The organism is Shewanella sp. SM23 (genome assembly GCF_025654295.1).
Taxonomy (GTDB): domain Bacteria; phylum Pseudomonadota; class Gammaproteobacteria; order Enterobacterales; family Shewanellaceae; genus Shewanella; species Shewanella oncorhynchi.
The window spans coordinates 320,418-334,111 of the sequence record NZ_JAKKRM010000004.1 but is presented as its reverse complement, the minus strand read 5'-3'; the positions used below and the strand labels follow the sequence as shown (position 1 = coordinate 334,111).

Genomic DNA, 13,694 nt, shown 5'->3' with positions numbered 1-13,694 from the left:
TTAAAATTTTAACTTATTGTATTTCTTGATGACTTAACATCGGTCGTCGAGTGCTAGTTGTATTTTGGAGATATCATGACTGTTTTAAATACCCGAATTTCTTTGGTGGCTTTGGCGTGTGCGCTCGTTTCGCCTAGCTTATTTGCAGAAGACTCGAGCTTGACCAACCCTAATATCAGTGGTGTGCTAAATGGATATTATCAGACGGGAGAACGCCCATTAGCCGAGAGTCCAGATGGCTTTGGTTTAGGTGAAACTGAACTGGCGATGAGTGCCAATATCGATGATATGTTTTACGGTAAAATCACCGCAGTAGTTGAAATGCATGACGGTGAGACGGAACTGAATCTGGAAGAAGCCTTTATTCAAACCATGGCGATGCCAGCGGGGTTTTCTATCCGTGGTGGCCGTTTCTTATCGGACATTGGTTACCTCAATAACCAACACTTACATACTGATTCCTTCACCGACCGTCCTGTGGTTTACCGTGCATTCTTAGGGGGACATTATTTTGATGACGGTATACGTTTTAACTACGTAGCGCCGACGGACTTGTATTGGACAATGGGCGTTGAAGCCTTTAAGGGCGATAGTTTACATGCTGCCGATGAGCATGGTGAGCGTGAGTTTAAGAAGGTCGGCGTTTATACCTTGTACTCAAAAATTGGTGGCGACATAGGCGATAACAGCTCATGGCAAGCGGGGTTGAGTTACTTGCGCAACGAAAATGGCCAAGTGACTGCCCATGAAGAAGGGGAACATGAAGATGAGCATGCCCATGGTGATGAGCACGAAGGTCATAGCCATGCCGCATCTTACACAGGTAAAAATACCTATGGTGCTGATTTTGTTTATAAGTGGGCGCCTAACGGTAACTACAAATATCAAAATCTCACTGTGAGCGGTGAGTACTATCGCGTGAGCGATTTTACACCTATCGATTTACATCCTGAGGATGCTCCGAGCCAAGATTACCATCAGGGTTGGTATTTGAGCAGTGTGTATCAATTCACGCCTAGCTGGTCAGCGGGAGTGCGTTACGGTGAAGCTGATACGCAAGAGCTCCATGGCGATCATTTTCATGGGCAAAAGTTGAAGGAATCTGAGGTGAGTTTGGCTTGGCATTCTAGCCATTTTTCAACGGTTCGTTTCCAGTATACCAATCAAAAGGGTACTAACTTCGATGGAATAGAAGACGATAACATCTTCACTATTCAATACATTATGTCTCTGGGGGCTCACGGTGCGCATCAATTCTAATTTAGCTAAATTGGCCGCAGTGGCCTTATCTGTCACTTATACTGGTTTGGCCCATGCCGAGCTGAATGTGTTTGCCTGTGAACCTGAATACGCGGCATTGACCAAGGAGCTTGCTCCAACGGCTAGCATCTATTCGGCAACGACGGCATTACAAGACCCTCACCAAGTGCAGGCGCGTCCGAGTTTGATCGCTAAAATGCGTCAGGCGGATCTTGTGGTGTGCGCAGGTGCCGATCTTGAAGTAGGTTGGTTGCCTATGCTGCAGATGAAGTCGGCAAACGCAAAAGTGCGCTCGACCGAGCAAGGCTTATTTTTCGCTGCCGATCAAATCGAGACCTTAGATAAACTGGCCAGTGTCGATCGCAGCATGGGGGATGTGCATGCTCAAGGCAATCCACATATTCATTTTGACCCGACGCGACTGTTAAAAGTCGCCACGGCATTGAGTGCGAAGCTGGTTCAGTTAGATCCTGCTGGCGCGGCAGATTATCAACAGTCACTGGCAGATTTTACTACTCGCTGGCAAGCCGCAGTCCCGCGTTGGGAAGCGCAAGCTAAGGGATTACAAGGTAAAAAAGTGATCGCTTACCACTCAAGCTTCAGATACTTATTCAACTGGATTGGTATCGAGCAAGTGGCAGATTTAGAGCCAAAACCGGGTTTAGCCCCCACTAGCGGCCACTTAGCGAGTCTGCTGACGCGCGCCGAGCAGGGGGATATTCTGGCCGTAGTTGTGGCCTCTTATCAGGATGAGCGCGGTGCAAAATGGCTGGGTGAAAAAGCGAACTTGCCCGTGGTAATGCTGCCTATGTCTGTGGGGGGGAATGATAAGAGCCAAGATTTATTTAGCCTGTATGACAGCGTGATTTCCCTCTTAAATGGAGTGAAATAAACCTATGTTTGATCTTGAGCTAATGTCGATTCTGTTACCTGCATTGGCAGCGGGGATCTTAGTGTTGTCGACGCATATTGTACTTGGGAGACAAGTGCTTAAGCGTGGCATCATCTTTATAGATTTAGCGATAGCGCAAGTAGCAGCCTTAGGTGCCATCGTCGCTCACATGGACCACAGATTAGAAGACATGCCGTTTGCTAATGTGTGGATGCCAGCGCTGTTTGCCCTTGCGGGTGCAGGGTTTATCGCTTGGTTAGCTAAGCGTATGGCGGGTGAGTTGGAGGCTATGATTGGCTGCTTTTACGTCTTGTCTGCGGTGGCCGCAATGCTGTTGCTGGCAAACGACCCACATGGCGCCGAGTTGTTAAAGCAATTGATGTCAGGTCAGATCCTGTGGGTGAGTTGGTCACAACTGATTTTGCCGGCCGTAGTGTATTCACTGGTGTTATTAGCGATATTCCTGCGCCCCCAGATGTTGGACGGGGCAGGATTTTATCTGCTATTTGCGCTAGTGATTACCTTATCGGTTGAATTAGTAGGCGTTTATCTGGTGTTCAGTACCTTGATATTGCCAGCTTTAGCGTTGAACAAGTACCGTGGTAAAGGTCGGCTATTTTACGCTTACCTCGTCGGTTTACTGGGCTATGTTTTGGGCTTAGTTCTGTCGGCGACCTTAGATCTCCCTAGTGGTGCGGCAATTGTCGCGACTTTGGCCGTGAGTGCCTTAGTTATCCGCTTTGTGTTAAGTAAAGTCTCACCTCAGGCAACTGAGCCTGAAATCTTACCCAAGCACCACGCTTAGTTCGATATTAATCTTAAAGCCCATCGATACACTGGAGGTTCAGTATATCGATGGGCTTTTTTTGCTTGCTTGTTAGCAAGTCAGCTTACAGATGTAAACAATATATTGAGTCCCAAAGCCATGGTGGCTATACTGTCGCCACTTTTACAGTCGGAGTAAATCGTGCTTTTAATCGTCAGATCAATGTTGTTGGCGGTATCCTTGTTGCTTGCCTTTATTTTTGGTGGCTTAGTGTGTTTATTAAGGCCTCGCCATCGCGACAATGTACATATGTTCGCCAAGATCTTCTCATCGGTTGCGCCAATCCTTGGGATTAAAGTGATTGTTCGCCGGCACGAAGATGTGCAGGATGGCCCGTATATTTTCTTAGCAAATCATCAGAATAACTTTGATCTCTTTACTCATACGACAGCAGTTCCTAAAGGTACAGTGAGTTTAGGCAAGAAGAGTTTGGCGTGGATGCCGCTATTCGGTCAAATCTATTGGTTGTCAGGTAATATTCTTATCGACCGTAAAAACCGTCACAGTGCCTTTGATACTATGGCTAAAACGGTTGAAAAAATTAAGCAGAAGAATCTATCCGTATGGATTTTTCCTGAAGGTACACGTTCGCGTGGTCGTGGTCTGTTACCTTTTAAAGCGGGAGCTTTCCATACTGCAATCGCGGCGGGAGTGCCAGTGGTGCCAGTGGTTGCTTCGTGTCAGAGCCATATTAAGTTAAATCGCTGGAATAACGGTGTCGTCATCATCGATATGATGGCACCTGTGCCGACCGCAGGTTTAGATAAAGCCGATGTGAAAAACTTCTCTGCGCAAATCCATGCCAGCATGTCGGTGAGATTTGCTGAGATAAATCAAGAAGCGGCAGCACTTATGGGTAAAACTCTCGCGAGTGATGACGTATAATGCCAATTTGAGCCAGATTTACCTTAACGGAGACAAATCCATGTCTATTGAAAGTCAGTTAAAAGCCCAACTTGCAGAGAATCGTGACATAGTGCAAGCCCTGCTTGACGATGGCTCAGAGCCTGATGCGGAATATGTTATTGAGCATCACTTTTCATCGACCAATTTTGACCGTCTTGAAAAAGCGGCTGTGGATGCCTTCAAATTAGGTTTTGAGGTGAATGATGCCGAAGAAATGGAACTGGAGGATGGTTCGATTATCTTCTGTTTCGATGCTGTCGCACACCACAAACTGGATGTTGAACTACTGGACAAAGCGGCCGAGCAATTGCTGCAATTAGCGGTAAAGCAGAAAGTGGAATATGACGGTTGGGGCACCTATTTCGTCGGCGATGAAATGGATGACGAAGAAGATGAAGACGAAGAAGATGATGGTTTCCCTCATTAATTCGTTGGTGGATCTCGAGTTTAGTCTCCACTCGTTTTAAATAAAAATGCCCATCATTGATGGGCATTTTTATTGGGTATACTTAGGATTTACTTGTTTTACTCGTATGTAAAACACTGCAGTTACGGCCTTTTTGTTTCGCTTCGTACAGGGCTTTATCGGAGCAGGAGATCCAGCTAGAACTGCTGGTAATATGGGAGCCAATTTCACATACGCCTAAACTTACCGTCACAGTAATCTTAAGGCTTTCATACACTATGACGGATGCGGCGATTTTCTCCCTGAGTCGCTCGGTAAAGTTCATCGCATCTGCGCCGCTGGTTTTAGGCAATACAACCGCAAATTCTTCGCCGCCATAACGCCCTGCACAGTCAGTATCACGTAAGGATTGGCTGAGTAAGTGGGCGATATGCTGAATGACTTTATCACCCGCCACATGACCATAGCTGTCGTTGATATGTTTAAAGTTATCGATATCTATCATGACTAAACTTGCTATACCTGAGTAGCGGGCATACAAGTCGTACTCGTGGTCTAAACACTCTTGCCAATGACGACGGTTGTGCAACTGAGTTAGACCATCGGTTTGGCTAAGGCGTTCGAGTTGTTCGTTGGCAGCTTTAAGTTGCAATTTGTTGATGGCGATATCTGTCACGTCATAAATAATCACACTGATATGGGTCACTTGTCCCGTGAGCGATGCCAGCGGCAGCAGGGTCACGTTCTGGTACATATAGTCTGCACGGCCTGTAATCGGGCGATAGTTTTTAAATTGGAAAACGTACGGACGTTGTTCCCAGCTGATAAAAGCACGGTTTTTAAGCATGAAAACCGATTCCATTTTCTGCTTTAACCAAGTGGCAGGCAGATCGGGGAAGCGGGTAAATAGGTTTTGACCTTTGATTGAATTAGGGGAAACACCGCTGTGATTCTCCATAAAACCGTTCCACAGCTGGATATTGTAATGGCGATCTAATACCACTAATCCCACCTCTATGGTTTGTACCATATCGATGAGCCAGTGTAGTTCGTTCATTGCGCTTTGGTCATTTGACATAGGATAAAATCCAACTGGTTAATCGAGTAAATAGCCGAGTTTATAGCTAAGTGTGGGGATAGAATCCTCGGTGAAGAGCAGTAGCAAATCGCATTGAATATTATGATCTTCAATCCGATAGTTGATCTCCATTGCCAAAGTTCGGTGCCATTTCTCTGAATTATCATGGATCAGATCGTTAACCGTGCAGTGCCGTCCCAGCACGACAGGGTGAGCCTGACTAAATTTCATATCGAGCTGTTCAGAAATGCCGTTAAGGAAAGCGCCTATCAGTACGTTTCCAGTATCAATTAGGACTTCTATCTCAGTATTTTTGTCTTCTGGATTAGCTAATCCCATCAACTTGGCCATGTCTTTAAAGCTGGAATCATGGAACAAAAGCAGGGCTTCTCCCGCAATACCCGCACCGATAAAACCTTGGCAGAGCGCGGATACCGTTGAGCTTTCTTCCGTGGCTTTGAGCGCCATGGTTAACTCACTGACTTCAAGCACGTTCACATTAGGAATAGGTAGTAACACGAATACATCGAGTAACTTAGCTAACAGATCGGCGGCGCGTCCCATGGCAACGTTGGCTATTTCTTGGCAAGCGTCGCGCATGTCGACTTTGATCATCGGGACTTCGTCGGTGAGATCTTTCTGCGTCAGTGTTAAGATGCCGTAATCTTGTAAAATGTTGCTGATGGCATCGGCGCTCACCGGTTTTTGAATAAAATCTAACGCACCCAAGGCTTTAACCCGCTCGTGAGCTTTGATTTGAATATCGCCGGATACCACAATAATCAGCGCGGGTAAGTCCTGTTGCTGCACGGTTTGCAGTACTTCATAACCGTCCATGACAGGCATGTTGAGATCGAGAAACACCACTTCGCCTTTTCCAGCGCGGATGGCATCAAGGCCTTCGGCACCATTGGTCGCATAAGTTATTTCCACATCCCACTCTTTGGGGAGTGTGCGGGCCATTTGCTTACGTGCCATGGCGGAATCGTCACAGATGAGTACAGATATTGACATGCTGACTAGTGATCCTTATTTGCCCATTTATTGAAGATAACACTTATTTTTTAGGTCTGACTGATGAATTGCGTTCTTCGGGCAAGTCTGATTAATATCTTTTATATGTAACTTATAGATCTCATTGATAAATTTATATTTTCTGATGGCATTAAAATTTGAATCATTGTTGAATCAAATCATGCAGAATCTTAAATCGAACTGGCTAATGTTTAGTAAATAACAAGGATATAGTGACTAAAAAAGGACTATAGAATCCATATATTGCTGCCCAATCATCCTTCGCAGTAGGTAGCATTGCGATACTGGTGTCGATTATTAGCAGTTAAATAGCTAGCAGTTAAATAGCTAGCGGTTAAATACGCTTAATTATTGAGCTTGCTAAGGCTATCTAATCGAAAAATACATTAGGATTACTGCACGTAGTGATGACAGCCTAACATAAGTTGCCTTCAATCCATGATGGAATTGGCAATATTTTGACTTAAGTCAAAAAACAGGCTTATGTTATATCTTTTAGTGAATCATGCCAAACGTGTTAACATTTATTCTGGACTGACCAGTAACGGAATATTTCATGAGTGGCCAAAGTGTACAAGTTAAAATCGATGATGGCATCGCCTACGTGTTGCTTAATCGTCCTGAAAAAATGAATGCTATTAACTATTTAATGTTTAGTGAGCTTGACTGTGCGATTAAAAGTATTAAATCCAATCGTGCGGTGCGAGCCGTGATCCTCTCGGGAGCGGGTGGGCATTTTAGCTCTGGGCTCGATGTTAAAAGCGTCATGTCGGCACCGATGCAGGCAGTTAAGTTACTGTTTAAGGGCTTACCGGGGAATGCGAATTTGGCACAGCGGGTGTCACTAGGTTGGCAAACCTTGCCTGTGCCAGTGATTGCCGTGCTTGAGGGCTGTTGCTATGGCGGCGGTATGCAGATCGCTTTAGGCGCAGATGTGCGTATTGCTAGCCACGACAGTAAGTTATCTATCATGGAAGCGAAATGGGGACTCGTGCCAGATATGGCGGGTTTAGTCGCATTAAGGCAAATTATGCCTAAGGATCAAGCCATGTTACTTAGCCTGACGGCAAAAGTGCTTGAGAGTCATGAAGCGCTGGCCTTAGGACTCGTGACACAAGTGAGTGAGACGCCCATGGAAGCCGCTGAGCAATTGGCGCGGCAACTGATGCAAACCTCACCGGATGCAGCTGCGGCCATCAAACTTAGCATTAATCGCAGTTGGACTGCTTCTATCCGTAGCCTGCTGTGCCGCGAGTCTATTAGTCAGATTCGGTTATTGTTAGGCAAAAATAGCAAGATAGCGGCGACGCGTCAGCTGAAAGATCCGCAGAAACCCTATCGGGATCGCCAATCGGGTTGGTAATGCTATTTTGTCTGAATTAGCTTGAATCGCCGTTTTTACTGCGCGCCGCTCATTCGGGCAGAAAAGCCTTTAATCGCATTTAAGCAATTCTGCCATGCGCTCTCGTTATCTAAATTGAGCGCTAGGGTAGTTTGGCGATAGTTAGGGCTTTCTAAGGTCACCGCGAGTTTTTTGCGATTGTCGGCCGTCTCCAATGAGGCTGGGTGACCGTCTGGCGATTGAATATCTAAAATGGGCAGCGTAAGTTTTGCCAGTTGCTCCGCGAGTGCTTGATTACGCTGTTCGTCTTCTCGATAGGGATTGATGACAATCAGCACATCAGGGTCTGCAATCTTCTTCTGGCTTAATAGGCTAATCAATAATCCTGCACTTTGGTCGGCGGTGATCAAAATACGTTTTCCCGCATAATCTGCACCGACGGCATCTAACTGTGACATGCTTTTGACGAGAAAATCTTCCTGCTCTTGCTGGTGCTTGCTGTTATCTTCGGGCTTGATTTTAGGGCTTGGTTTGTTGGACGGTGAGCTTAATTGCGCGGCGCCAGGCGAGGTCACTTCAGTGGCGGCGGTAGCAAAGTTAGCTGCGGGCATTTCAGTTGGCGGAGTTAAACTTAAGCTGGCCCAACCGGCAGGATTGATATTGCGGCGTACAAACGCCATCAATCCAGGCGCGTCTGCGGTACCATTGGTGGCGGGCAGGATTATCGCCGCACCGAGTTTCTTTTTACCTTCCCATGGTCGCACTAACAAATCGTAGGGCTGATTATCAATCGTGATTTGTTTAATTTCATTTGTGGGTAGATAGCTGTTATTCGACTTTTTGGCACTGATTTCGGCTGGCGCAGATGTTGGCGGAGTTGTTGTCGTGTCTGCCGCGTAAGTAGCGATGGTTGTGATGCCGAGAATGAGGCAAAAGAGGAGTGAAAGAATGCGCGGCATAGAATTGATAACCACCTGTGTAGTCTCATAAATTCATCAGTGTTTGAGTATAACCTGAACAATTACCAAAAAGTGAATTTTCCTCGCCAAAGAATTGCACCTGTCATTTAGTATAAAAAGTCACTTGTAATAAAAGGCCACTTTGAATCGAAAGCCACAGGGCATAAAAAAGCCCAACGCTGAGGCTGGGCTAATTGATGGAAACCTGCTGTTCCGCTTGGGTCTATACGTGGCTAACGAGGACCATACGGATCGCATCGAGTTGTAACTGGCTGGCATCCAGATAAGTGTTTAACTCTTGCATCTGATTACGCAGGTATTCCAATTCTTCCTCACGGATATTGGGGTTCACAGCCTTGAGTGACTCTAAACGATCAAGCTCTGTGCTCAGTTGCTGAGTCATTTTCTCTCTGGCTTGGGCGACCATTTCATCCACAACCACTTGAGCATATTCTTCACCTTTGGCAAATAGCGGATGCAAAATAGGCTGAGATGCAGTGACTAACTTGCCGCCGATGTGGCGATTCACCGCGCTCAGTTGTTTATCGAAACTGGCGTAGTCGACCTTAGATGACAAGTCATTACCGTTTTTATCCAGTAACACGCGGATCGGTGTGGGCGGTAAATAACGGTACAACTGGCTCGACTTAGGTGCTGAAGCATCGGCCATGTAGATGAGTTCTAAGAATAAGGTACCTGCTGGCAGGGCTTTATTCTTCAGAATCGCGACGCTGGTGGTGCCAGTTTCAGAACCAGTGATCAGATCGAGTCCCGTTTGCACCAGCGGATGCTCTTGGGTGATCAGCGCAATATCATCGCGTGATAACGCTGTGTCACGATCAAAGGTCACTGTTACGCCATCTTCTGGCAAGCCAGGGTAAGTTGGGAACATCATGTGCTCACTCGGGCGCAGAATAATCGAGTTTTCACCCTTATCTTCTTGATCAACACCGATAATATCCCACAGACGGATCACTGAGCCGATTAAATGAGTATCACCGTCACTTTGGGCAAGGCGGTTGACGATTGCCAGTGCCTTCTCGCCGCCGTGTGAGTTGATTTCCAGCAGCTTATCGCGGCCTTGCTCCATGGCGTGCTTGAGTTCTTTATAACGGCTCTGGGTGTGATTGAGCAGGTTTGTCAGCTCATCGCTGTCATCACCCACAAGCACGTTTAATAGATCCTCGGCAAATTCACTGTAAAGCACATGACCACTCGGACAAGTGAGTTCAAAGGCGTTCAGCCCTTGGTGATACCACTGCATCAAACGTTCTTGGGCAGTATCTTCAAGGTATGGCAAGTGAATTTGAATATCATTTTTCTGGCCGATACGGTCTAAACGACCGATTCGCTGTTCCAATAGATCGGGGTTTAGTGGTAGATCGAACAGCACTAAGTGGCTGGCAAACTGGAAGTTACGGCCTTCAGAGCCAATTTCAGAACAGATCAGCGCCTGTGCGCCGCCTTCCTCTTGGGCAAAGTAAGCGCCGGCTTTATCGCGCTCGATAATCGACATACCTTCGTGGAATACCGTTGCTTGAATCCCTTCGCGGGTACGCAGGGCTTCTTCTAAGCTCAGGGCGGTTTCCGCTTGGCTGGCGATGATCAGCACTTTTTTGCTACGGTGGGATTTTAAGAACTCGATTAACCAATCCACACGGGGATCGAACTTCCACCAACTGGCGCTGTTATCTTCAAATTCTTGATACAGTTTTTCAGGGCTTAGGGCTTGCGCCGCTTTCGCCTCTAATGACTTGTGTCCGCCCATCATGCCGCTGACACGTGCGGCAGTTTGATATTGATCTGGCATGGCATGGGGATAAGCGTTAAAGAAACGCTTTGGAAAGCCTTTTACCGAGGCGCGGCTGTTGCGGTATAAGACGCGGCCAGTACCGTGACGGTCGAGTAATTCTTGCAGTAATTCGCTGCGAGCAGTTTGCTGTACTTCGGCATCAATACCGTCTGCTTGGATTAAACGAATACTTGGGCTGATGTCTTTCTCGCCCAGTAATTCGGTCAAGCTGTTGATGGCGGCATCGGGTAATTTAGCGTTACCAGCCAAGGCTTCGGCGGCAATGGCGACGTCTTTATAGCTGTCTTCTTCGGCTAGGAAGGCATCGTAATCGTAGAAACGATCCGGATCGAGCAGACGCAAACGGGCGAAGTGACTCTCATGGCCGAGTTGATCCGGCGTTGCGGTTAACAGTAAAACGCCTGGGATGACTTCGCTTAATGCTTCAACCACTTGATAGGCGCGGCTTGGCGCTTCTTCGGTCCATTCTAAGTGGTGCGCTTCGTCAACCACTAACAGATCCCAATCGGCATCTAGGGCTTGATCAAGACGTTTTTTCTTACGCAGTAATTCGAGTGAACAAATCACTAACTGTTCTGTGTAGAAAGGATTGTCGTGATCGGCATAGGCTTCTACACAACGGTCTTCATCGAATACCGAAAAGCGCAGATTAAAGCGGCGCAGCATTTCCACTAACCACTGATGGCGCAGAGTATCGGGCACGATAATCAGAATGCGTTCGGCGCGGCCGGTCAGCAGTTGTTGGTGAATAATCAGACCTGCTTCAATGGTTTTACCTAAACCCACTTCATCGGCTAACAGTACACGCGGTGCATAGCGACGGCCGACTTCATGGGCAATCCACATTTGATGCGGAATAAGTCCAACGCGTGGACCTTGCAGACCCAGCAAATCCGATGAGGCCAGTTTGTGGCGCAACATTTGGCATTGATAACGCACACCAAAACGGTCGAGGCGATCGATTTGGCCAGCAAATAAACGGTCTTGGGGTTTGTTGAAACGAATATTGTGGTTCAGCAGGGTTTCACGCAGTGTAGCTTGCTCGCCTGTCTCACTGTGAATGCCGTGATAGATCACTATCCCGTCTTTCTCGGTCAATTCACTGACCGCAAGGCTCCAGCCTTCATGGCTTTCAACCGAATCGCCGGGATTGTATATAACGCGTGTCAGAGGGGCTTCTGCTCGGGAGAACATACGGTTCTCACCCGTGGCAGGGAATAATACAGTGACCATACGGCCTTCTACTTGAACCACAGTTCCTAAACCAAGCTCTGACTCGGTATCACTTATCCAACGTTGACCTAAGGCGAACGGCATCTTAAATTCTCATTTCTAGGCGGACTCTAACAAAGGGCGCGTATGTTATACCAATACTCGTGATATTTAAATCGCCCTCTCACCCGTTAGAGCCTAATTCCCAGAGTGCTAGATTACAAATTGTACAAGCGACAAAATTGTCATGCCAGTACATGAAACTGTCACGCTAATGTCACATCCGCGGTTATACACTGCTTCGAGTCTGTAAGGTAAACAATGGTTGCTGTATTGTTATCTCGTGAGTTTGGTGCCAATATCAACTTAAGGTTTAAGTGCGAGTAAAGTGCTATCAACTTGAACCTTATGATCATTCTTTGCCATAAGCTTTGCCAGTAATAGGAGCCGTGTAACTTTTATTGAGACTCAAAAGTGTGTTTAAACTTTAATGAAGCACTCTGGAGGCGCCATGGAACAAGACGACAGAAAGTTGTTTGTACTGGATACCAATGTGTTACTACATGAACCTTTGGCGATCTATTCGTTTAAAGAGCACGATGTGGTCATTCCGATGACAGTGCTAGAAGAGTTGGACCAGATTAAAGATCGAAAGAGTGATGTGAGTCGTGATGCTCGGGTTGCTATCAGGGCATTGGAAGATACCCTAGGCGGTGAAACTACCCCTGAGCAGATTATCAATGGCGTCCCTTTACCCAGCCGAGAGGGTCATGCCGATGCCGTCGGTTCGCTCTCAATTTTCCCTGATCACCTTGTCGATTTTACCTTAGGCGCACTGCCAGGAGATGGAAACGACAATCGCATTATCAATACCGCGCTACATCTACAAAACCTACATCATCCCCGTACCGTTGTCTTAGTCACCAAAGATATCAATATGCGCCTTAAAGCCAAAGGTGCGGGTATTCAATTGGTTGAGGATTATCGAACTGACCAGTTGATTGATGATATCCGCTTCCTCAGTAAAGGCTTTTACCAGTTTGAAGGTAATTTTTGGGAGCACTTGAACAAGGTCTCCACCGAGCGCCACGGTAGACATACAGTGCATGAAGTACCGCTCAAAGACCTCGAAAATGATAATTTTTATATCAACCAATATCTTATCGACACAGAGTCTGATTTTTGCGGTCGTGTTATCGAGCGCACAGACACCCATTTACATATTTTAGATTTAGGCCGTGAGCGGGTGAAAAACCTCGAGGCATGGGGTGTTAAACCTAAAAACGTCTATCAAGGCATGGCATTGCAGGCGCTGCTCGATCCCGATATCGATCTGGTGATCTTAACCGGTCCAGCGGGTTGCGGTAAAACTTTGCTCGCCATGGCTGCGGCGTTGGAACTGGTGGTCGAGCGTAATCGCTACGACAAAGTGATTGTCACCCGTAACACCCCAGAAATAGCCGAATCTATCGGCTTCTTGCCCGGCACGGAAGAGGAGAAGATGATGCCGTGGCTGGCCGCCATTACTGATACGCTCGAAGTACTGCATAAGAATGATGTGAATCCCACGGGCAGCATGAATTACATCATGGAGAAGGCTAACATTCAGTTTAAGTCGATAAACTTTATGCGCGGGCGGTCGATCCAAAACTCCATAGTGCTATTAGATGAATGCCAAAACCTCACTGCCTCGCAGATCAAAACTATGATCACCCGTATGGGCGAAGGCACAAAACTGATTTGTTGCGGTAACTTAGCGCAAATCGACTCTAACTACTTAACTGCTGTTACCTCAGGTTTAACCTATATTGTCGAACGTTTTAAAGACTTTGAAGGCAGTGCCAACGTGTATCTGAATGGCGTGGTGCGTTCACGCTTAGCGGAATACGCTGAAGAGCATCTGTAAAGCAGGTCGGTTTAATTTTGGGTAATGACTAAGGCCTCTGATATAGAGGCCTTAATTTT

General features: G+C 46.8%; 11 protein-coding genes. 7 read left to right on the top strand and 4 right to left on the bottom strand.

Annotated elements, in window-relative coordinates; all coding sequences use genetic code 11:
* The first annotated feature begins 75 nt into the window (after positions 1-75).
* The 5 genes from L5L98_RS07925 to rraB all read left to right on the top strand — a co-directional run bounded on the left by L5L98_RS07925 (position 76) and on the right by rraB (position 4,311).
* Complete coding sequence (locus tag L5L98_RS07925; RefSeq protein WP_131523951.1) at positions 76-1,260, top strand: hypothetical protein; 1,185 nt, start codon at positions 76-78, stop codon at positions 1,258-1,260.
* Positions 1,244-2,152 (top strand): metal ABC transporter solute-binding protein, Zn/Mn family, encoded by a 909-nt coding sequence (locus L5L98_RS07920; protein ID WP_263139830.1) that lies wholly within the window; start codon positions 1,244-1,246, stop codon positions 2,150-2,152. Before L5L98_RS07925 ends, L5L98_RS07920 begins: the two co-directional genes overlap by 17 nt.
* A 4-nt stretch (positions 2,153-2,156) precedes the next feature.
* Positions 2,157-2,957, top strand: coding sequence for a metal ABC transporter permease (locus L5L98_RS07915; RefSeq protein WP_263139828.1), 801 nt, complete (start codon positions 2,157-2,159; stop codon positions 2,955-2,957).
* A gap of 162 nt (positions 2,958-3,119) precedes the next feature.
* Positions 3,120-3,863: a 1-acylglycerol-3-phosphate O-acyltransferase gene (locus L5L98_RS07910; protein WP_263139826.1), complete on the top strand. Its 744-nt coding sequence runs from the start codon at positions 3,120-3,122 to the stop codon at positions 3,861-3,863.
* 40 nt (positions 3,864-3,903) lie between these two features.
* Positions 3,904-4,311, top strand: coding sequence for a ribonuclease E inhibitor RraB (gene rraB, locus L5L98_RS07905; protein WP_113939164.1), 408 nt, complete (start codon positions 3,904-3,906; stop codon positions 4,309-4,311).
* Between the two features lie 82 nt (positions 4,312-4,393).
* Here rraB and L5L98_RS07900 read toward each other — a convergent pair whose 3' ends face one another.
* Both L5L98_RS07900 and L5L98_RS07895 read right to left on the bottom strand, forming a co-directional pair.
* Positions 4,394-5,368: a sensor domain-containing diguanylate cyclase gene (locus L5L98_RS07900; RefSeq protein ID WP_131523954.1), complete on the bottom strand. Its 975-nt coding sequence runs from the start codon at positions 5,366-5,368 to the stop codon at positions 4,394-4,396.
* Between the two features lie 18 nt (positions 5,369-5,386).
* Entirely contained in the window at positions 5,387-6,382 is a 996-nt protein-coding gene (locus tag L5L98_RS07895) for a response regulator (RefSeq protein ID WP_028759518.1), read from the bottom strand.
* 577 nt (positions 6,383-6,959) lie between these two features.
* On the opposite strand from L5L98_RS07895, the gene L5L98_RS07890 reads away from it, so the two are divergent.
* Positions 6,960-7,766 (top strand): crotonase/enoyl-CoA hydratase family protein, encoded by an 807-nt coding sequence (locus tag L5L98_RS07890; protein WP_131523955.1) that lies wholly within the window; start codon positions 6,960-6,962, stop codon positions 7,764-7,766.
* Between the two features lie 35 nt (positions 7,767-7,801).
* Here L5L98_RS07890 and L5L98_RS07885 read toward each other — a convergent pair whose 3' ends face one another.
* Together L5L98_RS07885 and rapA are read right to left on the bottom strand one after the other, a co-directional pair.
* Positions 7,802-8,704, bottom strand: a complete 903-nt coding sequence (locus L5L98_RS07885; protein ID WP_263139822.1) for an alpha/beta hydrolase family protein — start codon at positions 8,702-8,704, stop codon at positions 7,802-7,804.
* A gap of 223 nt (positions 8,705-8,927) precedes the next feature.
* Positions 8,928-11,834, bottom strand: a complete 2,907-nt coding sequence (gene rapA / locus L5L98_RS07880; RefSeq protein ID WP_263139794.1) for an RNA polymerase-associated protein RapA — start codon at positions 11,832-11,834, stop codon at positions 8,928-8,930.
* A 406-nt stretch (positions 11,835-12,240) separates the two neighbouring features.
* Between rapA and L5L98_RS07875 the strand changes: the two genes are divergently transcribed.
* The gene (locus L5L98_RS07875; protein WP_105250289.1) at positions 12,241-13,635 is read left to right on the top strand and encodes a PhoH family protein; all 1,395 of its coding nucleotides are present in this window, start codon (positions 12,241-12,243) and stop codon (positions 13,633-13,635) included.
* The last annotated feature ends 59 nt before the right edge of the window (positions 13,636-13,694 follow it).

Coding starts and splice junctions, on each gene's coding strand:
- L5L98_RS07895 (WP_028759518.1), bottom strand. CDS start 6,382: ATGTCAATATCTGTACTCATCTGTGACGATTCCGCCATGGCACGTAAG.
- L5L98_RS07885 (WP_263139822.1), bottom strand. CDS start 8,704: ATGCCGCGCATTCTTTCACTCCTCTTTTGCCTCATTCTCGGCATCACA.
- rapA (WP_263139794.1), bottom strand. CDS start 11,834: ATGCCGTTCGCCTTAGGTCAACGTTGGATAAGTGATACCGAGTCAGAG.
- rraB (WP_113939164.1), top strand. CDS start 3,904: ATGTCTATTGAAAGTCAGTTAAAAGCCCAACTTGCAGAGAATCGTGAC.
- L5L98_RS07925 (WP_131523951.1), top strand. CDS start 76: ATGACTGTTTTAAATACCCGAATTTCTTTGGTGGCTTTGGCGTGTGCG.
- L5L98_RS07890 (WP_131523955.1), top strand. CDS start 6,960: ATGAGTGGCCAAAGTGTACAAGTTAAAATCGATGATGGCATCGCCTAC.
- L5L98_RS07875 (WP_105250289.1), top strand. CDS start 12,241: ATGGAACAAGACGACAGAAAGTTGTTTGTACTGGATACCAATGTGTTA.
- L5L98_RS07900 (WP_131523954.1), bottom strand. CDS start 5,368: ATGTCAAATGACCAAAGCGCAATGAACGAACTACACTGGCTCATCGAT.
- L5L98_RS07915 (WP_263139828.1), top strand. CDS start 2,157: ATGTTTGATCTTGAGCTAATGTCGATTCTGTTACCTGCATTGGCAGCG.